This window comes from Radiobacillus deserti, from assembly GCF_007301515.1.
Lineage (GTDB): Bacteria > Bacillota > Bacilli > Bacillales > Amphibacillaceae > Radiobacillus > Radiobacillus deserti.
The window spans coordinates 691,085-713,113 of sequence record NZ_CP041666.1 but is presented as its reverse complement, the minus strand read 5'-3'; the positions used below and the strand labels follow the sequence as shown (position 1 = coordinate 713,113).

At 37.8% G+C, this 22,029-nt stretch carries 32 protein-coding genes and 1 tRNA gene; 8 read left to right on the top strand and 25 right to left on the bottom strand.

The window, feature by feature from the left end; genetic code table 11:
- Positions 1-121: 121 nt before the first annotated feature.
- The 10 genes from FN924_RS03795 to mutY all read right to left on the bottom strand — a co-directional run bounded on the left by FN924_RS03795 (position 122) and on the right by mutY (position 7,201).
- Positions 122-622, bottom strand: a complete 501-nt coding sequence (locus FN924_RS03795) for a GNAT family N-acetyltransferase (protein WP_228409554.1) — start codon at positions 620-622, stop codon at positions 122-124.
- A 345-nt stretch (positions 623-967) separates the two neighbouring features.
- The gene (locus FN924_RS03790) at positions 968-1,534 is read right to left on the bottom strand and encodes an NUDIX hydrolase (protein ID WP_143892139.1); all 567 of its coding nucleotides are present in this window, start codon (positions 1,532-1,534) and stop codon (positions 968-970) included.
- Positions 1,535-1,544: 10 nt separating this feature from the next.
- Positions 1,545-1,859, bottom strand: coding sequence for a hypothetical protein (locus FN924_RS03785; protein WP_143892138.1), 315 nt, complete (start codon positions 1,857-1,859; stop codon positions 1,545-1,547).
- A gap of 88 nt (positions 1,860-1,947) precedes the next feature.
- Positions 1,948-2,163, bottom strand: coding sequence for a helix-turn-helix domain-containing protein (locus FN924_RS03780; RefSeq protein ID WP_143892137.1), 216 nt, complete (start codon positions 2,161-2,163; stop codon positions 1,948-1,950).
- 10 nt (positions 2,164-2,173) lie between these two features.
- Positions 2,174-2,650 carry a DUF2975 domain-containing protein gene (locus FN924_RS03775; protein ID WP_143892136.1) on the bottom strand — a complete coding sequence of 159 codons (477 nt, stop codon included), beginning with the start codon at positions 2,648-2,650 and terminating at the stop codon, positions 2,174-2,176.
- 135 nt (positions 2,651-2,785) lie between these two features.
- Complete coding sequence (locus FN924_RS03770; RefSeq protein ID WP_143892135.1) at positions 2,786-3,184, bottom strand: flavoprotein; 399 nt, start codon at positions 3,182-3,184, stop codon at positions 2,786-2,788.
- Positions 3,185-3,256: 72 nt separating this feature from the next.
- A complete protein-coding gene (locus FN924_RS03765; RefSeq protein WP_143892134.1) occupies positions 3,257-5,008 on the bottom strand; it encodes an ABC transporter ATP-binding protein in 1,752 nt (583 codons plus the stop codon).
- 85 nt (positions 5,009-5,093) lie between these two features.
- Positions 5,094-5,621 carry a nucleoside tri-diphosphate phosphatase gene (gene ntdP, locus FN924_RS03760; RefSeq protein ID WP_143892133.1) on the bottom strand — a complete coding sequence of 176 codons (528 nt, stop codon included), beginning with the start codon at positions 5,619-5,621 and terminating at the stop codon, positions 5,094-5,096.
- A 176-nt stretch (positions 5,622-5,797) separates the two neighbouring features.
- Positions 5,798-5,959 (bottom strand): gamma-type small acid-soluble spore protein, encoded by a 162-nt coding sequence (locus tag FN924_RS03755; protein ID WP_143892132.1) that lies wholly within the window; start codon positions 5,957-5,959, stop codon positions 5,798-5,800.
- A 144-nt stretch (positions 5,960-6,103) separates the two neighbouring features.
- Positions 6,104-7,201 carry an A/G-specific adenine glycosylase gene (mutY, locus tag FN924_RS03750; RefSeq protein WP_407692005.1) on the bottom strand — a complete coding sequence of 366 codons (1,098 nt, stop codon included), beginning with the start codon at positions 7,199-7,201 and terminating at the stop codon, positions 6,104-6,106.
- A gap of 64 nt (positions 7,202-7,265) precedes the next feature.
- On the opposite strand from mutY, the gene FN924_RS03745 reads away from it, so the two are divergent.
- Positions 7,266-8,240, top strand: coding sequence for a metal-dependent hydrolase (locus FN924_RS03745; protein WP_143892130.1), 975 nt, complete (start codon positions 7,266-7,268; stop codon positions 8,238-8,240).
- Between the two features lie 28 nt (positions 8,241-8,268).
- Here the strand turns inward: FN924_RS03745 and FN924_RS03740 are convergent, their stop codons facing one another.
- A complete protein-coding gene (locus tag FN924_RS03740) occupies positions 8,269-8,535 on the bottom strand; it encodes a YfhJ family protein (protein WP_143892129.1) in 267 nt (88 codons plus the stop codon).
- A 309-nt stretch (positions 8,536-8,844) separates the two neighbouring features.
- Here FN924_RS03740 and sspK point away from each other — a divergent pair, with 309 nt between their 5' ends.
- Both sspK and FN924_RS03730 read left to right on the top strand, forming a co-directional pair.
- A complete protein-coding gene (gene sspK, locus FN924_RS03735; protein WP_143892128.1) occupies positions 8,845-9,006 on the top strand; it encodes a small acid-soluble spore protein K in 162 nt (53 codons plus the stop codon).
- Positions 9,003-9,161 carry a YpzG family protein gene (locus tag FN924_RS03730; protein WP_143892127.1) on the top strand — a complete coding sequence of 53 codons (159 nt, stop codon included), beginning with the start codon at positions 9,003-9,005 and terminating at the stop codon, positions 9,159-9,161. The genes sspK and FN924_RS03730 overlap by 4 nt, the downstream gene beginning before the upstream one ends.
- Positions 9,162-9,178: 17 nt before the next feature.
- On the opposite strand, the gene FN924_RS03725 is transcribed toward FN924_RS03730, so the two are convergent.
- Positions 9,179-9,514, bottom strand: a complete 336-nt coding sequence (locus FN924_RS03725) for a YfhH family protein (RefSeq protein ID WP_143892126.1) — start codon at positions 9,512-9,514, stop codon at positions 9,179-9,181.
- Positions 9,515-9,781: 267 nt separating this feature from the next.
- Here FN924_RS03725 and FN924_RS03720 point away from each other — a divergent pair, with 267 nt between their 5' ends.
- Entirely contained in the window at positions 9,782-10,558 is a 777-nt protein-coding gene (locus FN924_RS03720) for an HAD family hydrolase (protein WP_158633925.1), read from the top strand.
- Here the strand turns inward: FN924_RS03720 and recX are convergent.
- Positions 10,555-11,379, bottom strand: coding sequence for a recombination regulator RecX (recX, locus tag FN924_RS03715; RefSeq protein WP_143892124.1), 825 nt, complete (start codon positions 11,377-11,379; stop codon positions 10,555-10,557). The genes FN924_RS03720 and recX overlap by 4 nt on opposite strands.
- 77 nt (positions 11,380-11,456) lie before the next feature.
- On the opposite strand from recX, the gene FN924_RS03710 reads away from it, so the two are divergent.
- Together FN924_RS03710 and FN924_RS03705 are read left to right on the top strand one after the other, a co-directional pair.
- The gene (locus tag FN924_RS03710; protein WP_143892123.1) at positions 11,457-12,344 is read left to right on the top strand and encodes a TIGR01777 family oxidoreductase; all 888 of its coding nucleotides are present in this window, start codon (positions 11,457-11,459) and stop codon (positions 12,342-12,344) included.
- A gap of 343 nt (positions 12,345-12,687) precedes the next feature.
- Entirely contained in the window at positions 12,688-13,239 is a 552-nt protein-coding gene (locus FN924_RS03705) for a GNAT family N-acetyltransferase (RefSeq protein WP_143892122.1), read from the top strand.
- 450 nt (positions 13,240-13,689) lie between these two features.
- Here the strand turns inward: FN924_RS03705 and FN924_RS03700 are convergent, their stop codons facing one another.
- The 3 genes from FN924_RS03700 to FN924_RS03690 form a co-directional block, all read right to left on the bottom strand.
- Positions 13,690-15,090: an NADP-dependent glyceraldehyde-3-phosphate dehydrogenase gene (locus FN924_RS03700; protein WP_143892121.1), complete on the bottom strand. Its 1,401-nt coding sequence runs from the start codon at positions 15,088-15,090 to the stop codon at positions 13,690-13,692.
- Positions 15,091-15,355: 265 nt separating this feature from the next.
- On the bottom strand, positions 15,356-15,712 hold the full coding sequence (locus tag FN924_RS03695) for a VOC family protein (protein WP_143892120.1): 357 nt from the start codon (positions 15,710-15,712) through the stop codon (positions 15,356-15,358).
- A gap of 122 nt (positions 15,713-15,834) precedes the next feature.
- A complete protein-coding gene (locus FN924_RS03690) occupies positions 15,835-16,245 on the bottom strand; it encodes a hypothetical protein (RefSeq protein WP_143892119.1) in 411 nt (136 codons plus the stop codon).
- A gap of 167 nt (positions 16,246-16,412) precedes the next feature.
- Between FN924_RS03690 and FN924_RS03685 the strand changes: the two genes are divergently transcribed.
- Positions 16,413-16,485, top strand: a tRNA-Ala gene (locus FN924_RS03685).
- A gap of 100 nt (positions 16,486-16,585) precedes the next feature.
- Here the strand turns inward: FN924_RS03685 and FN924_RS03680 are convergent.
- From FN924_RS03680 to FN924_RS03660, 5 genes are all read right to left on the bottom strand, one after another.
- Positions 16,586-17,689 (bottom strand): site-specific integrase, encoded by a 1,104-nt coding sequence (locus FN924_RS03680; RefSeq protein WP_143892118.1) that lies wholly within the window; start codon positions 17,687-17,689, stop codon positions 16,586-16,588.
- Between the two features lie 163 nt (positions 17,690-17,852).
- The gene (locus FN924_RS03675; protein WP_143892117.1) at positions 17,853-18,047 is read right to left on the bottom strand and encodes a helix-turn-helix domain-containing protein; all 195 of its coding nucleotides are present in this window, start codon (positions 18,045-18,047) and stop codon (positions 17,853-17,855) included.
- 70 nt (positions 18,048-18,117) lie between these two features.
- Entirely contained in the window at positions 18,118-18,309 is a 192-nt protein-coding gene (locus FN924_RS03670) for a helix-turn-helix domain-containing protein (RefSeq protein ID WP_143892116.1), read from the bottom strand.
- 228 nt (positions 18,310-18,537) lie between these two features.
- Complete coding sequence (locus FN924_RS03665; RefSeq protein ID WP_143892115.1) at positions 18,538-18,990, bottom strand: RNA polymerase alpha/RpoL/Rpb11 family protein; 453 nt, start codon at positions 18,988-18,990, stop codon at positions 18,538-18,540.
- The gene (locus FN924_RS03660) at positions 18,980-19,243 is read right to left on the bottom strand and encodes a helix-turn-helix domain-containing protein (RefSeq protein ID WP_143892114.1); all 264 of its coding nucleotides are present in this window, start codon (positions 19,241-19,243) and stop codon (positions 18,980-18,982) included. Before FN924_RS03660 ends, FN924_RS03665 begins: the two co-directional genes overlap by 11 nt.
- Before the next feature lie 187 nt (positions 19,244-19,430).
- Between FN924_RS03660 and FN924_RS03655 the strand changes: the two genes are divergently transcribed.
- A complete protein-coding gene (locus FN924_RS03655; protein ID WP_143892113.1) occupies positions 19,431-19,907 on the top strand; it encodes a hypothetical protein in 477 nt (158 codons plus the stop codon).
- A gap of 125 nt (positions 19,908-20,032) precedes the next feature.
- Here the strand turns inward: FN924_RS03655 and FN924_RS03650 are convergent, their stop codons facing one another.
- The 4 genes from FN924_RS03650 to FN924_RS19195 all read right to left on the bottom strand — a co-directional run bounded on the left by FN924_RS03650 (position 20,033) and on the right by FN924_RS19195 (position 22,004).
- Entirely contained in the window at positions 20,033-20,449 is a 417-nt protein-coding gene (locus tag FN924_RS03650) for a hypothetical protein (protein WP_143892112.1), read from the bottom strand.
- Positions 20,450-20,473: 24 nt separating this feature from the next.
- Positions 20,474-20,692 (bottom strand): helix-turn-helix domain-containing protein, encoded by a 219-nt coding sequence (locus FN924_RS03645; RefSeq protein WP_143892111.1) that lies wholly within the window; start codon positions 20,690-20,692, stop codon positions 20,474-20,476.
- A 10-nt stretch (positions 20,693-20,702) separates the two neighbouring features.
- Positions 20,703-21,179 carry a DUF2975 domain-containing protein gene (locus tag FN924_RS03640; RefSeq protein WP_143897113.1) on the bottom strand — a complete coding sequence of 159 codons (477 nt, stop codon included), beginning with the start codon at positions 21,177-21,179 and terminating at the stop codon, positions 20,703-20,705.
- Positions 21,180-21,572: 393 nt separating this feature from the next.
- Positions 21,573-22,004: a hypothetical protein gene (locus FN924_RS19195; RefSeq protein WP_228409553.1), complete on the bottom strand. Its 432-nt coding sequence runs from the start codon at positions 22,002-22,004 to the stop codon at positions 21,573-21,575.
- Between the last annotated feature and the right edge of the window lie 25 nt (positions 22,005-22,029).

Below are 22,029 nucleotides of genomic sequence, written 5' to 3'. Positions count from 1 at the left end.
AGCTGGTTGATCGTTTTCAAACATATCGAAATACAGTCTCATTAAAATATCCTCCTTTTTTTATTAACATTCCTTTTCTATGAAAATGGTAAAATAACAGCCATAATCTAGCCTCTTCCCCTTACTCGATAACTCTAAAATATCGCAAAGACACCTGTTCTTCTCCCGTGTCTGTTTTCGTGATTTTCTTCCTCTGAAACGTAAAGCCTCTTGCTTCATAAAAAGGAATTCCTCTCTGATTATCCTCTTGTACGGACACCCATTGCTCCTTCGCACCTTGTTCTTTCTGTTGCTCCGTTAGAGCCGCTAAAAGAAGTCTACCAATCCCTTTGTAACGATAGGTTTCGTCTACATACAGCACAAAAACCTCACCTATTTCTGGTGCTGTCATTGCACCTCCAATTACACCGACTACTTTGGAATGAACGATTGCAACATGTGTATAGGAGCCCGCTTCGATGTCGTTTAAAATTTTCTCCTGGTTATACCAAAATTTCACGTTCTGTGATTGGTATTCCTTACTTAGCTTTCCTTCGACGGTCTGCTTCCAGCCGATGGAGCAGATTTCAGCTATAGCCTCTGCCTGGTTTGGCTGAGGCCTCTCTATTGAAATGTTCATCATTCCTCTCCCCACTTTCTTACATTTATATTTGTATTCTACTAATATATTTGTATTCTACTAAAAGATGCGTTAATCCTTTTAGATTAACGCATCTTTCATAAGTGTAATTTAGACCTTATCTTTCTTTAACAAATACAAAAACTCTTGCACACTAATATTGGTTCTAGCTGATAACTTCGTATGCTCTTCCGCAACCAAATCAACAATCGTCAATTCTTCCGTATTTAGCTTTTTAATTAAGTACTAATTTCCTTCATATTCTCGATTTCTAAAATTCTCTAATGCTACAAAATGGTATCATCTGTATCTTCATGAATCTTTGAATAGAAAAAGTTTTTTAGTTTTTTATCCATGTGACTTCTCCTGATTTTGTAAAAGATAATCCTTTGCCATGTAATAGGCATGGCTTGTGAAAAGCTGTGTTTGCACTTGGTTTGTTCTGATTAAGCTCCCAAACTGATCAAAATCTACTAACTTTACGTTTATCTCTTCGGTATCATCCAAGTTTTGGTCTGATACTTGATACGCATCTATTAACAGGTAGGTTTTTACCTTATTATTTTGTGTCGCTGGATTCACCATAAATTCCCCTAAAAAAATGGGAGCCGTTTTGGAAGCATAGCCCGTTTCTTCTTGCACCTCTCGGACAAGTCCTTCCTCGTGCGTTTCCCCTTCTTCTCTTTTACCTGCAGGAACCTCCAAGAAAAAATCTCCTCCCGCATAACGGAATTGTTCCACTAGGACGAGTTGGTTTTCCTCCGTTAACACTACCGCGTTGACCCAATCCGAATATTCATTCACATAATACTCGCTAATTACAATTCCGTTTGGAAGCTCACATTGGTCTTTTCTTATATTGCCAAAGGGGCTTTGGTGAACATACTCTGATTTTAACGTTTTCCACTTTTTCATAACTAGCTTCCTACTCCTTCCTTTCGTATTTGTTCCACATGATATAGTTATAGATTAATTGAATAAGCAAAATGACAAAGATAAAAATTGAAATTAGAATGTTGAATACCCCTTCCATGTTTAGAAACACAATAACAGGAATATAAAGAAAGATTATAAAAGGAACTGTCCACAAGGTCCGAATCATTTTTCTGCGATAGGTTAATCGATAATATGAAAGAACAAACCCTTTATCTTTCTTTTCCTTATCTTTATACACGAAGGACATAATTACAACAACGATCAATGAAGCAATGATAGGAAAACTTAGATAAAAATAATACAACTTATCCCCTCCCGCTACACTCATAACTTAATCCTAACATACGCTACAATCAAAAAGACCGTCCCTTTGACGGTCTAATCATAAAGGTTTATTCTTCTTCATCTTCCCGGTATTCCAAAATATCTCCTGGCTGGCAATCTAGTGCTTTACATATTCCTTCTAATGTCGAAAATCTTACCGCCTTCGCCTTTCCGTTTTTCAAGATGGAGAGGTTCGCCATCGTAATGCCTACTTTTTCTGAAAGCTCGGTAACGCTCATTTTTCTTTTCGCAAGCATCACGTCTACATTTATAATAATTGCCACAATTACCACCTCAGACCGTTAAATCGTTTTCTGCTTTTATTTCCAAAGCATTTAAAAGCAATTCTTTTAGTACACCTGCAAACAGTGCAATTACGAGAGAAGAGCCACTAATGGCAAGTCCTATTAAACCAATTCCTGGGTGTAAAGCATGTTGCGTCATTAAAAAAATCATCCCTATGACAAAAATACCTATAATAGCAACCGCACAGTTTCGAATAAATCGAAGGGAGCTTACCGAAGAATGTGAAAAAGCATGGTTTTGATTAATATATTTTAACAGCTTATAGGCATGAAATAGTGCAAGATTAAATGGAATCAAGGAAGTCCATAAACCAATAAGGACTGGATTCTTCAAATAAGCGTATTCCGGATTTTGTCCAGCTGCCGTTTTTGCTAGGTCAGGTAATAGGATGAAAGCAAATCCTAACGCAAAAATCGCCATTATAAAAATTACAATTTTTAATATTAAAGTTTTTGTCTGTTTCATCAAAGCACCTCATTCAATCATGGATTACAATTAGTTTATATTATCATTTATTGATAATCAATAAATATTTGTTATTAATTATGGTGAACCACCCCAAAAAAGAGCCTTTCCTAAAGAGAAAAGCTCTAATCGTTATTAGTATTCATCTATGTTGTCAGAAGGTAACCCTGCTTCAATATAGCTCCGAACTAGTTGCCAAGCCCCTTCTTTTTCCTCAAAGGTTTCAAAAAACAAATTGGCAGTTGGTACTCTTTTATCATTCAATCGAATCGTAGCCATCAAGACGACCATTTCTTGATTAGGATGCAACGAATAATGATTCAGCTGTTTCAGCTCCCACACTCCATCAGACTCCTGCACAAATTGGAAGCCTTGCTCCCAGCCATTTATGGATTCCTCATATCCGAAATCCATCAGCTCCCCTCTCCTGATTTCTCTTGCTTGATAATCTTTTGCTATGTATTCTTTCATCTTGTCTAAGTCACAAGTTGTCCACGCTGTTTTGTATTGCTCTAACCAGTTTTGAAAATCCATCTTCATTCCCCCTTTTTTACCATTATACATAAAGAAAGGATACAAAAAAGAGAAACCCTTACTTGGGTTTCCCTAGCTTTCATCAAGCTGCTGGACTTGATACAGGTTATAATAGCCACCTTTTCGTGCCATCAGCTCAGAATGTGAGCCTACTTCACTTATTTTTCCGTTTTCGATGAGCACGATTCGGTTGGCATGTGTAATCGTAGCCAGTCGGTGTGCCACAATAAATGTTGTCCGGTCAGAAGCTAATTTTTCTAGTGCTTCTTGAATCAAGTGTTCACTTTCTAAATCTAAAGCGGAGGTTGCTTCATCCAAAATGAGCAACGGTGGATTTTTCAAGAACACACGGGCAATCGCAATCCGTTGTTTTTGACCACCAGAGAGCTTCACACCACGCTCCCCCACTAGCGTGTCATATCCTTGTGGGAGATTCGAAACAAACTCATGGGCATTCGCTGCTTTTGCTGCTTGGATTACCTCTTCATCTGTTGCATCAGGTTTTCCCATGCGAATATTCATAGCAATCGATTCACTAAATAAAATGTTATCCTGCAACACCATCCCAATTTGGTCACGTAAGGATCGTGCTTTGACGTTTCGAATATCTTGACCATCAATAAGAATGCGTCCATCCGTCACATCGTAAAACCTTGGGATAAGACTAATCAAGGTGGATTTCCCTCCACCACTCATCCCAACAAACGCAATTGTTTCTCCTCGTTTTACATCTAACGATACATTTTCCAGAACAAGCTCTTCGTCATCTGCATATCGGAACGAAATATTTTCGAGAGAGACATCCCCTTTTACTCGTTGTAATTCTGGTGATCCCTCTTCATCGACAATATCATATTCTTCATCGATAAATTCAAAAACCCGATCCATCGAAGCAATCGATTGGGTCAATACGGTAGAAGAACTAATTAACCTTCTCAACGGACTATAGACTCGATCCATATAACCAACAAACGCGGCAATGGTACCGATCGTAATGTGTCCAGATATAGCAAAGTAACCTGCGAAGCCTACTACCAGAAGTGGTGCCAAATCGGTTATTGTATTCATGACCGCAAAGGTTCGGGCATTCCACTCCGTATGCTGAATGGCTTTTGTTAAGAAGTTAGAATTTTGATTATTGAATTGCTCTTGCTCGTAATCCTCTAACGCAAAGCTTCGCGTTACTGGTATGCCTTGTACCCGTTCATGCAAATGGCCTTGAACCTCAGCTAAGGCTTGGGAACGTTGACGAGTGAGCTCACGTAATCGTCCATAAAAGATTTTGACCGATAGCCCATAAAACGGAAATAACGCAATGGCAACTAGCGTCAACCAGACATTCATGGTTGCCATAATTACAATCGCAATAATTATCGTCACCATGTCTAACCAAATATTCATAAGACCAGTCATCACAAAGTTTTTCGTTTGCTCTACATCATTTATAACCCGAGAAATAATTTCGCCTGTTTTCGTTTGCGAATAATACCGAAGACTCAATCGTTGAATATGATCGAATAATTTATCCCGAATATCGTATAGTATTTTGTTTCCAGTCCACTGCGCTAAATATTGACGGAAATACTCAACGGGAGGCCGAAGGATTAAAAAGACCCCAAATGCTAATCCCATCATCCAGAGGAGCTTACTCATTTTTTCATCTGAAGTAAGATCATTTGCACCAATAATATTATCAATCACATACTTCACAATAAGCGGCATCAATAAAGGAATACCAAATTTTATAATTCCAATCAGAACTGTCATTAATATTTTCCATTTGTATGGTTTTACGAATTGCATATAGCGTTTTATAATTTCCACTTCTGTTCACCCCATCCTGTCGCCTAACGAAATAAAACCTTGTCACCATGAAGGGACAAGGAAACTCTATCTCATCGTTATGCTTTTATCTATACGTTAAGTACAATTCATACCATTGATCGACGAACTCTGGAGAGAAAGGACCTTTGCGTTGGCGTATCCACCGAACAAGATACTCCACATTATTCTTCAAGATATGGTCTAAAACTTCCGGATAGTTCATTTGAGCTTTGTGGAGCTCATATTCGTCTTCATCCAGTAAGGTAAACGTCATATCTGGAAAAACCTTTATATCCAAGTCGTAATCGATATATTTCAGTGCTTCAGCATCGTACACAAATGGCGAGCTTATATTACAGTAATAATAGATTCCATCTGTGCGAAGCATTCCAATAATATTAAACCAATATTTTGAATGAAAATAGCAGATAGCGGGCTCTCGCGTAATCCAGGTTCTACCGTCACTTTCAGTGACTAGCGTTTTATCATTCGCTCCGATAATGACGTTACGAGTTGATTTGAGAACCAAACTATTGTCCCAAACGCGATGGAGCTGACCATCATGCTTATAGCTGTGAATTTGAATTGAAGAACCAGGAGCTGGGCCAGCCATCCTATCTTTCCTTTCTATAAATGTTAAGATTTTGTAAGGATTATCTATAGCATATTATAACGATAATGCTAGGTAAATGGAAATGATAGGGACTGTTGTCTAAATACATAAAAAGAGGCTCTCCACGTTATTGGAGAGCCTCTTTCTTCATTATCGGGTTGGATTCGTTTTGGGAGTTACTTCTTTTGTTGAGACTTTTTGTTTTTCTGTCTTACAGATTGAGCGTCAGTCTCAGAAGCAAACTCTGTACCAAACTGTTGACCTTGAGAAGCCGCTTGGTTTTGACGTTGTACTTCTTGTACGTCAGTACCAGTAACTGTTTTGTTCTTCTTTGCCATCTCTATCACCTCCGCGCTAATTAATTTGTCCCAAAGTGGAGTTGAATATCCAGATTTAGCGCAGAAAATTTTTCTAATATCACGGTCTAGTTCTTCTAGTGTTTATCGTATACATATAAAGAAATTAGGCAAAAATAACAACATTCAAGACTGTTCATTTAGGAGGATTTGACGGATTTTTTGATGAGAAACCGGAAATGGATAATCATCGATATGTGTTTTAGAGACGAAGCAAACATCATCCGGGTCTAACGATAATGAATCATCGGTTTTACAGCGTATGACTTCTAAATCCCAAGTTAAGTGGGAAAATACATGATTGATATCGGTTAGTTTATGTCCAACTGTGACAGATAAACCATATGCTTGTTGGATCCATTGCTTTGCAAATTCTGGATCAACATCCGATAAATCCATCATCGGAAACTGCCAAAGATTAGCTAACAGTCCGGAATCAGGTCGTTTCTCTATTAGTACGTCCCCTTTCGTATTTTCAATGACAAGGGCCCAATACCGCTTCACGTTCTTTTTCTTTTTTGTAATCTTAATCGGTAATTCGGTTTGTCTCCCTAGCTTAAAGCCCTCACAATGTGCTTGAACCGGACATAGTAAACAAGAGGGAGATTTTGGTGTACAAACTAAAGCACCTAATTCCATAAGCCCTTGATTAAAATAAGAAGGATTATCAGGATCGATTAATTCTCTAAGAATGGCTTCGAACGTTTTTCTTGCTTTTGGCTTTGCGATATCTTCTTCTATGAAATAGATACGCGACAGAACACGCATGACGTTTCCGTCTACGGCTGGCTCAGGCTGATTGTATGCAATACTAAGAATTGCACCTTTCGTATAAGGACCAATTCCCTTTAAGGAAGAGAGCTGTTCTTCGTTGTCCGGGACTTTTCCACCGTAAGTAGCCACTACTTCTTGGACGGCGTTTTGGAGGTTCCGTGCACGGGAATAGTATCCTAGACCTTCCCAAGCTTTTAAGACTTGCTGTTCTTCAGCTTCAGCTAAGTCATGGACCGTTGGAAACTGCTCCATGAATCGATTGAAATATGGGATGACCGTATCGACTTTTGTTTGTTGTAGCATGATTTCGGAAACCCAAACCTTGTACGGATCCTGATCCTGGCGCCATGGCAAATCGCGCATTTCCGATTCGAACCATGTAATCAATTCTCGTCTAAATGCATGTATATCAACCTTTTCAAGGTATTGGCTTATTTGTTTCGTTGTCATGTTCTTCATCCTTCATGTTACTATAATTTTAATGTGAAACAATTCATTACAAGGAGGACCTTTAATGGATACAGGGACTCACATCGTGATGGGAGTCGCACTTGGGGGTTTAGCAACACTAGACCCCGCTGTACAGGCAGATCCAACCTTATTTAATGCAATTATGGTTGGAACTATCGCCGGCTCCCATGCACCAGATTTTGATACTGTATTAAAATTAAGAAGTAATGCTGTCTATTTAAGACATCACCGAGGAATCACGCATTCTGTTCCAGCTGTTATTTTTTGGGGGATTGCGATTTCCTCTCTTATATACGCATTCGTGCCAAGTGTAGATTTTATGCACCTTTGGCTTTGGACATTTCTAGCAGTCGTCCTCCACGTGTTCGTGGATATATTTAACGCTTACGGCACCCAAGCCTTCCGACCATTTTCCGACCGGTGGGTAGCGTATGGGTTTATCAACACGTTTGATCCGACGATTTTCGGTTTTCACGTTATTGGCATTCTAGCTTGGGTCTTTGGTGCACATCCTGGATTTACATGGCTGATTATTTATTCGATTCTCATCCTCTACTATATTAAACGTTACATGGATAAGCGAGAGATCATTCAAGCTGTAAAAAAACGGTTCCCAGACGTACATGAAATTCAGACATCCCCAACGATGAAACAAAATAAATGGAGATTAGCCATCACAACCGATAATTATTATTACGTAGGCCGTTATGATTACGGAAAGCTTGAAATTGTAGATGAATACTCACGAAAACCATTACCGCAAAACCCATTAGTGAAAAAAGCGAAAAAAGATAAAAACATCTCAGCATTTTTATCGTTCTCCCCTGTTTACAGATGGGAAATCAATTATTACGATGACTACTCAGAGGTTCGTTTTATCGACTTGAGATACAGAACGAAGGGACATTATCCCTTCGTTGCCGTCGTAAAAATTGATGATGATTTACAAATTATCAGCTCATACACAGGATGGATTTTCTCCGAACAAAAATTGCAGAACAAATTGCTAACAGAATAACAAAGGCTGGCACTGGCCCAGCCTTCTTTTAATGGAGTCGCAAGTTCTTTTTCGTGTACTTTTCATACTTCGGATTGTTCAAGACGACCTGGTGCAGATTGGGGCCATATTGTTGAATCCATTTCATGACGATTTTTTCTGTCGTTTCACTTCCCTCATATTTACGACCAGCTTTTGCACGAGTAGCTTCGAAGTCCTCCCAAAGCAGCTCTACAATTGTCCGAGCTTCCTGAATATCAATATGCGGATTGTTTGAGTATAGCTGTTCAGCTAAACGCTGAAAAATCTTATCCATTGGTTGAGCTCCTTTCTTATTGGTCCAAGTTGAAGTTTTATCGGCGCTATTTGACTTTGAAATTTTTATCAGCGCTTTTTCCGGGATATCAGCGTTTATTTTTATATTTCAGCGGAAAATTACAGATATCAGCGAAAATTTTCTTTTATCAGCGATTATTTTTTTATCGGCGTTTACGACCAGGATATCGGCGCTCTCAGAAGATACTACGTTCCAAGACATGCCAGCAGTCCTCTTACATAGACACTCGAAAATTACACATGCTAGTAAAGCATCACTTAGATGCCACTTCATATGGAGGTGTTTCGAATGCGTAATAAGAAAAAAGGATTTCCAGAAATGAATATGGACGGCATGCCACGTGCACGGGCTAAGTTTAGTCCAATGCGTGCAAATGGTACGATTAATACGAAGCCACAGCAACGTATGAAGCAGTCCTCACATCGCAATTCTGGGGGGTTTGAAGGATGAGTAAAAATCCAATTTTTAATAACCTATATCAAGATCCATTTCAGTCTCCACGCGCGAAACGAAAGCATGCTTCCCAACAAGTGAATGGGGAAACGAGAAAGTCTCAAGCCGAGATTATTACCCAAAGAATGTCCACGACACTTTATAAAAGATAGAAGGGGATCATCCCCTTCTATTTTTCAATCCTTTTAGCTAATAGTGAAATGGGAACTGCTTCTTGTTTTTCTACTTTCTGTCCTAGAAGATTAATGCGATGCCCCCAAGCGAACACTCCATTTATGTAATCAATGAGGAAGTGCTGGCCTGGACTACCTTCTAATTCATATGTTTCTCCAGACTTATAATCACCTGGATTTAACAAATACGCATACGCCATTTGCATTTTGCGTTGGTAAATTTGATATTCACTTACATTACCAAGTTGCTCTGCTTTTTGTGCCTTTTCTTTAAAGGATGCTACCTCTTGTCTTAATTCTTCTACGGTTAATTCACTATATCTTCTTTCCAATGATGACACCTCAATTTTTATTCTATCTCCATTTTACCAAACCTCGGTCAAGAAAGAGAAACGTAGCGGATTGACAAATGCAGCCAAGCCGCATAAATCTTGGATTTTGTGTATAATGGCTTTGTTGATGGTATTAGCGTTAGGATGGATTTTATTAACGTTAATTGGGGATTTATTAACTTAGAAAGAGAATTTATTAACGCTCACAGTCCATCCGGTCCACCCCACCACAACGAGGACAATCCAAAACACAGGGAGTATGAACACATGATTAAACTTTTCGTATCAGATTTAGACGGAACACTCTTAGAAGAAGACAAGCAAGTGTCCGAGGAAAATCAAACTTACATAAAAAAACTCACCGAACATGGAATAGAGTTTGCCGTTGCAACGGGACGCTCGGACCGAGATATCGTTAAACTCATGGAAGACATGAACGTAACAGGACATCGTGTTAGTCAAAACGGAGCATTTGTCTTCAACAAGGGCAATGAAGCCATCTTTTCCGGCACATTTGATCGTTCGCTGATTAGTGATATCCACGAATTGATTGAAGCCGAATATGATTTCTTTTTCGTTTCCACAGCAACGGATCTCTATGTGACAAAGAAAACCGAAGAGATGCGTCGTGCCGAAGAAGCACACTTTTTCCCACTCGTAGAAAACAGAGACTTAATCAACTTATACGGTAAAAGCGTCTTCCCGACTAAAATTTCCATTGTTGGGGATACAGAACGCATTCTAGAACTAAAGAAAAAAGTCGACAACCGCTTCGGTCCCGACATCGAAAGCTATTTATCCGATGAACATTGTGTAGATATCTTACCAAAGGGTATAAGTAAAGCAAGCGGCATTGACCATTTACTCCACTTGTACAATCTAAAACCCGAAGAAATTGCCGTTGTCGGAGATTCGTTTAACGATGTTCCGATGATGCAGATGACGCCGAATAGCTTTGCGATGTCACACGCTCGCGATGAAGTTAAAAAACATGCTCGACATATTGTCGACCATGTTCATGAAGCCATTCGTTATTTTCTTTAAAACGTATCCTGTTCTGTCACATATTCATCTAAGAAACGCTCAATTGCATCTAAGTTAAAGCCTTTACGAAATAAAGCAGCCTTTATTTTAAGTTTTAGCTCTTGACCAGATGCTTTTTTCTTATATTTCCATAGCAGCTTTTCACCTTGGTGCACGACAGCATTCCATTCTTCATTTTCGTCCTTTCCATCATGGATATCTTTCGTTGCTTCTACGATGACGTTTTGTGGAAACCCTTTTTGCATTAAGGTTTGCAGGATTTGTTGCTGCTGATGACGAAAGGATTTTTTACTATTTGTTTTTAGCTTTTTCTGAATCCATTTACGGGCAAATTCCAGCTGTTTATCAAAAGAGAAAATCGTTAAGACTTCATCTGCGATTTCAGCTGTGACCCCTTTTTCCTTTAACTCTTGCTTTAGTAAAAGCGGGCCTTTGGTCGTTGTATTCAATCTTGTGCGCACAAACGCCGTCGCAAATTCGCGGTCATTGATCAGCCCTTCCTGCTCCAATCGCTCAAGGACGGGCGGAATCTGCTCTGGCTCGATTTCCTTTTTTTCCAGATAATCGATTATTTCTTTGCGAGAACGCATTCGATAGCTTAAAAACTGAATAGCAAGATTATAAAATTTATGTTGATTATCTTTTCGCTGCAAGAGCTCTAAGGTAGGCTCGTCCAATTCCTGACCTTTACGCAGCTGAAATTGGATTAAAATATCTTCGTCTACGCTGAAGGCATATTCGGCTTTCGATCCTTTTTCAATGAAAATATTAAAGCGACTTTTATTTTTTTGTTGAACAGTAATCTTTGCAATTTTCACCATGCACTTCACCTCTTTGTTTAAATTGTAGCATATACGTTCGGTTTTTTTCTTGAAAAAACAATGATGGAGGGAAGAAAATGAACATCTTAATCTCTGGGGGAACAGGTTTTGTCGGAAAGAAACTAACAAAAGCGTTACTTCAAAAGGGAAATCAGGTCTTTATCCTTACTCGCTCCCCTCAGCAACACGCTAGTACAAGTGACATCCAATATATAAGCTGGGAGTCCATACACGGTCTACCCGCATTGGATGCGGTAGTTAACCTAGCCGGTGAGTCCTTGTTTGGCCGTTGGACATCTGCTAAAAAAGAGAAAATCTTAGCTAGCCGTATTAACGTCACAGAAGCACTCGTCTCTTTTATAAAAGAATCTAAGCAAAAGCCTAAGGTTCTTGTTAACGCTTCTGCGATTGGATTTTACGGCACATCTAAGCAGGCGACTTTTACTGAAAACATAACTACACCAGGCTCCGATTTTCTAGCACAGGTCGTCCAACAATGGGAAAATGCTGCTAGCCAAGCAGAAAATTTAGGGGTACGTACCGTTTATGCTCGGTTTGGCGTCATCCTCGGAAATGAAGGTTCCCTTCCGCTTATGGCATTACCCTTCCGTTTGTTTGCAGGAGGGAAAGTAGGTTCAGGTGAGCAGTGGATGTCTTGGGTACATATAGATGATGTAATTGGGTTGATACAATTTGCCTTGGAGCAAAATCAAGTCCGTGGGCCATTAAACGTAACTGCACCTCATCCATTGAGAAATGAAGAACTTAGTAAAGAGCTTGCAACAGCTCTAAATCGCCCTTACTGGTTGCCTGCACCTAGCTTTGCATTAAAGCTTATGCTCGGGAAGATGAGTACGCTCGTATTAGATGGTCAAAAGGTTTTACCAGCCGTTGCAGAGGAACATGGTTATACGTTCCAGTACCCATATGTTCGCTCTGCTTTACAAGCAATTTTTGGTAAGTAAAAAGACGATTCTAATGCTATAATCCTGCGGTTTTCAACAACCGCAAACAAAACTCGACTAAAATAATAACAGTAGCTCCTTTCCTCTCACAAAACTGTCGAATTTTTTGTTTAAAAAGTTGTTTGCATTTCTCCATTTTTTGTGTAATATAATCATGTAAATGATTTGCACTTACATAGGGAAGGCAAATGGTGCGCCACCAGTTTGACTGGTTCTAGTGGGTTCGATTCCCACCCCGAATTTTTGTTGTTTTTCAAATGAAAATTCGAGGGGGTTTGAACAGCACTAGAGCTATGGGCTTATAGTGTATTTTCAACCTCTCGTAAAATGGGAGGTTTTTTAAATGCTTAAAAAGCGTGAGTTGCATGATGCACCTACTTTGTATGACTTAATGACTCATCCGCAAGTGTTCCCATATGTGAGACATAAAGCTTATTCCCTCGACGAATTTTACTTCTTATCCAAGCAAACGATGGAAGCAGAAGAAAACGGAGAGCTTATCTCTAGAACGATCTTGGATGAATACCATCAACCGATTGGTACAATCAACCTATTTGATATAAACAATAAATCAGGGTTTTTAGCGACTTGGATTGGGCAGCCATACTTTGGAAAAGGCTACAACAAAATGGCGAAGGAAGAATTCCTCGAAGAACTGTTCCTAATCCACGAAATGGAAGCTGTCTTCATTAAAATTAGAAAGACAAACACTCGATCTTTAAAAGCCGCTCTAAAACTCCCTTACATTTCCCTCGGAAACATTTTATATCCAAACGTGTACGACAGGATTAATAGCGAAAATGCTGTGTACGACTTGTTTGTCATCACTAGAGAGAACTACATGATTCATAGGGAATTTGTTGCAAATACAAACGAAGACGAAGCCGTAGTATAAGTACCTCACATCGTGGAATCTAGTCCCGACCGAATCCACGATGTGAGGTTTTTTCATGAAAAATGGGCAGATTGTTTTCATGAAAAGAAGTTTTAATGTTGTGAAACCGGGTATATTACTATCACAAGCGAGAAAAAGTGCTTGTGAATAAAACTTATCCACAAGGTTGTGCACAATGTTGATAACCCTATTAACCTAAACAACCATCGTAGATGAAAATGTGAATAAATTTTTGTTAATCTTTCCACTCTTTTTTGTGGAAAATGTGGATAAACTTTTTCAAACTATGTGTATAAAGCCTTTCATTTGTGGATAATACTGTGAATAAGTGATTGTTCTTCTCAAAGTGAATGTTTCTAACCCGATTCCTCCCCTTTTTCGGTATAGAGAGCTAGAAAACAATCCATTAAAAAACTCGACTTCCCACTATCGGAAGTCGAGTTTTTTATTCTATTCATGTAAATTTAGCACAACAGATTTCGTTACCGTCATGGATTCAATACTTTTACGAATCCCTTGTTCTCCAATTCCTGACCCCTTTGTGCCTAGGAATGGGAAATGGTCAGGTCCTCTTTGTGTTTTTCCGTTCAGTTGTACGGTCCCTGCTTCTATTTCATCCGCAACGACAAATGCATCGTTTATGTTTTCAGTAAATAAACTCGCTTGTAAGCCATATTCCGACTTGTTCGCAATACGAATGGCTTCTTCTTTAGAAGAAACACGGATAACTGGTAATACTGGACCAAATGGTTCTTCCCAGGCTACGCGCATGTCTTCTGTTACGTCATCTAATAGTGTTGGATGAATTAAGTTTTCAATTTGCATCCCGCCCAGAACCGTTTTGGCGTTTTTAGCGACCGCATCATCAATCAGTTCTTTAACAAAATTAGCTGATTTCAAATCAATTAGCGGTACAACATCTGCATTATCCCATGGAGACCCAACAGATAGTCCTTCGATTCTTTCTTTTAACTTCGCAACTAATTGATCCGCTACCGAGTCTAGAACGAGGACACGCTTGATAGCTGTACATCTTTGACCAGAATACGAAAATGCCCCACTTACAATCTCTTTTGCCGCTAAATCTAAGTCTGCATCCTCTAAAACAATGGCAGGGTCTTTCCCGCCTAGTTCAAAGGACAATGATTTCATCGTCGTTTTCTTGGCAATATCGTTTCCTACCGCTGTACTTCCGGTAAAGGAAATCATATGAACAGCTGGATGCTGCACCAAATGATCCCCAATTACACTTCCTCTCCCCGTCGCAAAAGCTACTAATCCATCCGGTAATCCAGCATCCTTTAATGCCTCTATCATTGCTTGACCGGTTAAGGCACCTTGTGTAGCTGGTTTAAACACCACTCCATTTCCCGCAACTAAAGCAGGTGCTAGTTTAGCAGCTGCTAGATTAATTGGATAGTTAAAAGGAGAAATTGCTAAAACAATTCCTACTGGTTTTCGTGTCGCCATTGAAATTCTTGAGCCATTATCACTCGGAAACTGGTTGGAACGTGTTAATTGACCGTCCATCCGAAGCCCGTCCTCCGCTGTATATCGAATAAAGTCAACCGTTCTTTCTACTTCGGTAACGGAAGCTTTATATGGCTTTCCAACTTCTTTGGTAATGATATCTCCGATTGCTTCTTTCCTTTGAAGCAATAGGTCTGCCCACTTATATAGTAAATCTGCACGTTGATTGACAGGTGTCTTCGCCCAAGATTTTTGCTCTGTTTCCGCCTTCTCAATCAGAGCATCAATTTGCTCCTTGGATAAGGATGGTACTTCCCCAAGCTCTTCTCCATTCACTGGTGACTTGATTTTAATCATTTCTGACAATGTATCAATTGTCATTGTAAAAATCTCCTCCTTAGTTTTTGAACTCCCTTTCTCTCTCTAGTTATTTTGTTGTGCTTTCTATTAAAGAACACCAGAAAAGGAATTGCAACAAAAACGCACACTTCATTCTCATAATGATATAATTTTCGTAATATTCATTCTATTTTATAGATTGATTAGTGGGATTTCGATTTATTATGTAAAATTTTGATTATTTATGCAAAAACACCAATTAAAAAATCGCTCCCTTAATGGAAGCGATTACTTTGATTTTTACATATCATTCTTCAAAATAGCAAACGGCTAACACATTACCATCAAGGTCCTTAAAACTAAATTCTTGTAAATCACCATGATCCACAATTTCTCCAACCTCTACGTCGTGGGACTTTAAATGCTGATATGCCTCCTGTATATCAGATACATAGAAATTAAACTGTATATCTTCGATTGGTTGGAAGTTTTGTTCGGATTGAACTAATGTAAGTGGAGTTTCTCCAACTTCCATCGCTGCATACCCTTCCTCTATCACCCACCTCACTTCAAATCCTAACACTTGCTTATACCATTCTATGGCTTCATCAAATCGTTTCACTTTTAAAAATACAGTGTCTATCCGTTTAAATATCTCAGACAAATCTCTCACCTCTTTTAAAGAATAGTAGAATCTCTACCTTTACTTTAATCCAAATTAGGAAAGATAAGTAGTGATTTCTTAATAAACCTTTGTGAAAAAGACGACCAATTAGGTCGCCCGTGTTAATAGTCTTCTAGTTCGTACTGTTGAGTTCCACTGGTTGTACCTGTAGAAATTTTACGTCCATATTTCCATTCCTCTTCGCCTTCCAACTTGAAGAAGACATGATAATAGCTTTGTTCGTATTCTAATCCCTTTACCGTCGTTTCTTTTACTCTTACTTCAATCTCTAATTGAGTAGCATGATCTTGCGGTAATCCCATTACTGTCGCATTTATAAAATTTTTCTCCCCATAAGGGATTACTTCTAATATCTTATATTTATCAATCTCAGGATTGGCATCTAGCTGCTCTTCCACTAATTGTTGTGCGTATTCTTTTTGACTCACACTCCCTGTTGCAAAATAAGTAAATGCTCTAACAACAAATATTGCAAATAAGATAGTACCTAAAATGGTAATAAATTTTTTCATCTTTTCCTCCTGAAACAAAACGAGTAGTACTATTTTACCATTTGATTCAGTGGAATTGGTAATCTTTTTTGCAGACTACTTTAACCTCCCTAAACACAGGGAGTACCTTGCAATTGACACGCATAAGTCGAGCCTTTAAAATAAATCTTGTCGGCAAAACATCATACGGGGCATTAGCTCAGCTGGGAGAGCGCTACACTGGCAGTGTAGAGGTCAGGAGTTCGAGCCTCCTATGCTCCATCTATGTAAACCCTTAATATATAAGGGTTTTTTCTGTTTTTTAGAGGTGAGAAACTTGTGGGATTTCTTTTGTGGTCATAATTTGGTCATAAAACACGCTTTAACCGAAGATTGCTTGACTAATTTGATTAACAGCTTGGCTTTGCATACTCGGTAAAAGATGGCTATATGTGTCCAATGTTATTCGTACATCTGCATGACCAAGACGTTCCGCAACAATCTTGGGATGCATATTTAATTGCAAGCAAATGGTAGCATGAGTATGACGTAATCCATGAAAGCGGATTTTCTTCATATCGAGCTTTTCAATATTACGATTAAATGATCGTCTTAAATTGCTTGGATTTATGGGTGTACCTACATTGGTGCATACAACTAAATCTAAATCTTTAAATGCACTTTCCGATTCAATTTTTATCTTGCTTTGTCTGTTTGGATGCTTTTTAAGGACTATTAGTGTCTCTTTTGTAAGAGGAATCGTACGTAAACTGCTTTTATTCTTAGCACCTGGCTTTAGCTTCTTTCCATCATTGCTTAGAGTCTGACGAATCGTTAGCTTCTGTCCTTTAAAATCAATGTCTTTCCATCGTAAGCCTAAAATTTCGCCTTGACGCATACCCTCTGCGACAGCAAGTTGGTATGCAATGAATAACGGATCATCATTGGTGTTATCTAAGAAAAAGCGAACTTCATTTGAATCCCACACTTCAACTACCGATGGTTCTCGTTTCGGTCGATCGACGGAATCAACTGGATTCTTTGCGATCCATTCCATCTTCATTGCGTAATCGAAACAACTTTTTATGACCGTATGAATTTTTTGTACGGTTGTACCTGATAATTCTGCTTCTTCATAAAGATGGTCATAGAATTCTTCAATATGATATGTTTTAACCTTATCAATTTGCTTTTGATGGAAGTAGGGTTCAATATGCTTATCTACAAGGATTTTATATCCTGTGAAGGTCGTTTCTTGCACGTCACGCTTTTTCTTCTTTAACCATTTTTGTGACAATTCTTCCATCTTCATTCTCGTAGGCTCTACGTACATCCCGTTATTAATTTCATACAACATCTTATTCTTTGCTATTTCCGCTTCTCGCTTTGTCTTGAAGCCTCTTCTTCTAATTTGCTTCGGATTTCCATTCTTGTTATTGATTACGTAATACCAAGTATTTCTTTCTTTATCTTTTCCTACTGACATATTACATTGCTCCTTTTGAGTTTCATAATTTCAAAGGGAGAATGCAGAAATCTGCACATCTCCAATGCTAACATTGATTGAGATGTAACAGTCATTTGCCTTATCTCAATCATGTCTAAAATACGCTTACTTGTCAACGATTTAACCGATAGTTCTTTCCCTTTTAAGCGGTTTTCTCACCGTTCAACCAATCAATGAAAACTTGTTTTGCGACTTTAATAGACTTTCCAACTCTTACTGTATGAAATTGTTCTGAATGGATTAATTCGTATGCTTGACGGCGACCAATGCTCATAATTTTTTGGATGTCCTTAACGTTTAGTACGAGGGGGTAATTTGAGAAGTCGATATTATTCATTTGAGGATCTTCCTTTCTTGTTGTAAAAATTTAGGAGAATTGTTTCTTGTAAATGGGGAATAGGAATAGATTATTTTTCTACTGTTCCAGTAAGCCAATTAATTAGCACTTCTTTTGCAATAATTATTCTCTTACCGTCTCTTACGATTGGAAACGGTGCTGACCTAATTAACTCATAGGCTTGACGACGACCAATTCTTAGAATCTGTTGAATGTGACTTACTTCTAACAAATCGGGATAATCAGTTAAGAAATGATACATTTGAGGGGACTTCCTTTCTTGTTGTAAGATTGAGGGTGATATGAAGAGGATGGTCACTTATGTCCTTCTGTGACCTCCTGTAATTCACATTATACTTAGAAAAAATGTCATTTCAATAGGTTGGGTGTTTGACCTTTTGTATAACAGGATAAATTGTACTATTACAGGTTGTTTGTGTTTATGCCCAAAATAAAGAGACATTGTTTACCCAATGCCTCAACCACAATCCTATATTTGTATATTGCTAATACCGCTAATCGTAACCTTTTTCATTTTCTTACTCTTCGTTGCATAAGAAGGAGCAACTTGATTTGACACAGCAAACACGATTTCTTTTACGTTATGTCTACGTAGATTTTCCCTTGTCCCTTTCGGCATCATTCCCTCATAACGAAAATCACCAAAGTCTATACAAAATAGAATCGGATGTTTCATAACAAAGGATGCCTGTTTTTTGGTATCGCTATATTCTTTAAATAAGCCTTTAAATGAATGCTTCTCTCCTTCTATTTCCATATTAATACTGGTTTCATGGGAAATGAGTTCTAATTCCATACTCCTATTTATACTTTTTACAAGTAGATCAAACTCGTTCCCGCACTTAATCATCGAAAGAATAACCAATGCCTTTCCATCTGCGATTGCTATTTGTAGCATTTGATCTTTTTGGTTATTTGTCACTTATTTCATCCTCCTGTGCCTGTCTTACAACCATTTCTGCAACTTTACACATCTCCAAGTTGTACACATTTGTCAAAGCAAATATTGTCGTGACAGAAGGGTTCCTTTTTTTTCCTATTTCTAATAAATGAATGTAGCTCCCCTTAATTCCTGTCATTTTTTCTACCTCTTGCAAGCTCCAACCTTTTTCTTTTCGTGCTTTTTGAAGTAGTTTACCGTACACAGTCGGCGAAATCTCCTTATTCGCATCCATACCTATCACCTTCTCTATTTGTCTTAATAAAAACTCCTAATGCGTAACATCTCTTTATCATAGATTATGAGATTCCGTTTATTCACTGTATAGGTCAATGAATGTCGAAATATAGGAATTAAATTAAATAGATTGGTATAAGATGTGATAGCTACAAAAACAACACAAAAAGAAAGGAGTTATGCAGATGGATAGAGAAAAGTTTCTTGCGTTGGTACCTGCAAGAAAAATTGAAGAAGTCAATGATATGTTGAAAAGAAGCACACTAAAGGAGATTGCCAATATGCTCGGCTATGCGTATTCAACCTTTACAACGGAAATGAGAAATGGCGGGGAGTATCAATATAATAAGAAGAATAAACAATATGTAAGAGTCGAGTCAATGGGGATCGATAGTAAAGAAGAAGGAGAGGTATCAGTTTTTATAAAAGAAAATATGGAATCGTTGAAGCACTTAATTGAACGATACAAAAGTAACCAATTGCTTCTTTTGGATGGAAGAATATATAGTAATCGAGCCAAGTTCGAAAGCAAAACTATTAAGATGAATGAAGAAGTTTACGAAACGTTTAGCAACTTCTGCAAAGAAAATTACCCACAATTTAAAACGCAAGATCTAATTGCACAAGCGTTACTGGACTTTACAAGAAAATATAGAAGGTAATATAAAAAGAGTAAAACCATTATTTGTAGCCTACTCTATAGACAAAATAAAAGGATAGATGAACAGGGAGATACCTGTTTACATCTATCCTTTTTTGTGTTCTCAAAGCACCTATTAATCTAACGCTATTTAACTCTCTTTATGACAGCATCCTTTTTCGAATCACCAGTAATCTCAAAATAGTATTCCTTATTTGTAGTTAATTCAAGTGTTACTTCTTTCAATGGTATTCTCTGTTCCTTTTCACCAATTAGTACAAATTTAAACGTTGTTTCACCTTCTAAGTCAAAGTCTTCCCCGACAATGTATTCCTTCCTAAGTGTCTCTCCTTTTTGTATTTCGGAACCATCAGCACGACTTATACCGCCTGTGGTTTTATCGGTACTGATTTCTATCGAGTAAAAATCAAAATTGGCATTATTTTTTATATTGATAATCATATTATTTTCACTCGGTTCAATTGGATCACCTTGATAATTAGAACATGCTGATAAAAGAATCAATAGAAAAATTGTTACTGGTAATGTAAGTAATTTCTTCATCAAATCATTCCCTTTCCTTGCTTATTATTTGTGGTCATTGTCATTTTGATATTCAAGAATATCACCTGGTTGACAGTCTAACGCCTTACAGATAGCTTCTAAGGTAGAGAAGCGAATCGCTTTTGCCTTTCCATTTTTCAAAATAGAAAGATTAGCCATTGTTATTCCGACTCTCTGCGAGAGTTCGGTGACACTCATTTTTCTTTTTGCTAACATCACGTCAATGTTGATTATAATTGCCATTATTTTCACCTCAAACAGTTAAATCATTTTCTGATTTTATATCAAGAGCATTTTTTAAGAGTTTTTGAAGAACAGCAGTGAAAACTGCAATAACACCAGAAGAAAAAGCAATTATTAATCCGATGAGCAATATACCTGGATTAGATGCATTTTGTGATGTAAGTAAGATAAAACCTGCGACATACAAGAAACAGATTGTAATTGCACAGTATTGTATTTTTCTCAACGCTTTTACAGATAACTTCGAGAAAGCAATATCGTTATCAATATAATTTAAAAGTCTAAAAGCCTGGTACAGAGCAAAGAAAAATGGAATTGCCGTAACATACAAACCGATTAAAAGTGGATATTGCAAATAAGCAAACTCTGGATACATTTTTGCTAATACATTGGCTTGCCAAGGCAACCAAAATATACATAAAGCAAGTACCGTAATGCCTATGATGCAAACTGCAATTTTTAACAAGATTGTTTTCGCTCGTTCCACTACTTTTAAAAAGTCTTGGTTCATAAAAGAAGCACCCCGCTTATTTATCATTATACTAATTCTAATCCAAATCTTATCGTTTAGCAATAAATAAATAACCTTTATCATAACATTATTATTGTTTTTTATAATACCCTTTCTTTATTGGGAAAATAAAAGACATCTTTCATCTGACAGAAGCAGTTCAAGAAGAGAAGTTTTTTAGGGGATTTTCCAAAACAGAGGGGGCATTCTTGTGATTTTTCGGAATAGGAACAGGATTGATCTGTAGACTTTGGAGGATGGAGATACGCTTTTTTCTTGTTGCTTTGGTCATAGTTTTAAGTGGAGTATCTAAGTCAAAAGAGGAGACTTTTTTGAGGAAATCAACGAGTTTTTGCTTATTTTTTGTTGTTACAAGGACTTTCTGATGATTTTTCGGGCTTCATCCAACTTATAAAATGTTTCGGTGTAGTAAATAGGAAACATGTACTTAGCAAATTGATCGACATAATGCTGATGTCGAAAGTATTCCCACAGCTTTCTTGGTACATCTTTTTCCTTTTCTAAATAATACAACCGATTGTTTCCGACTTGTACTTCAAATCGAATGACATCTTCTTCGTAGGATGCGGGTTTTCGACCTTTTGCTTCGCATTCTTCGTTTTTTAGATAGACAATGGATTTCACTGATTTAGACTTGTGTTCAACAGATGTCTCATAAGTAACGTATTCTTTAGTTTTCTTATCTTGATAACCAGTTCTTTTAGTTTGTCGGCAATAGCTTCGTGCCATTTTCTTGTATAAATCAATCAAAAGCTGACGAATGTCTTTGCTTTGTATCACAATATCATATCGATAATCTATTCTT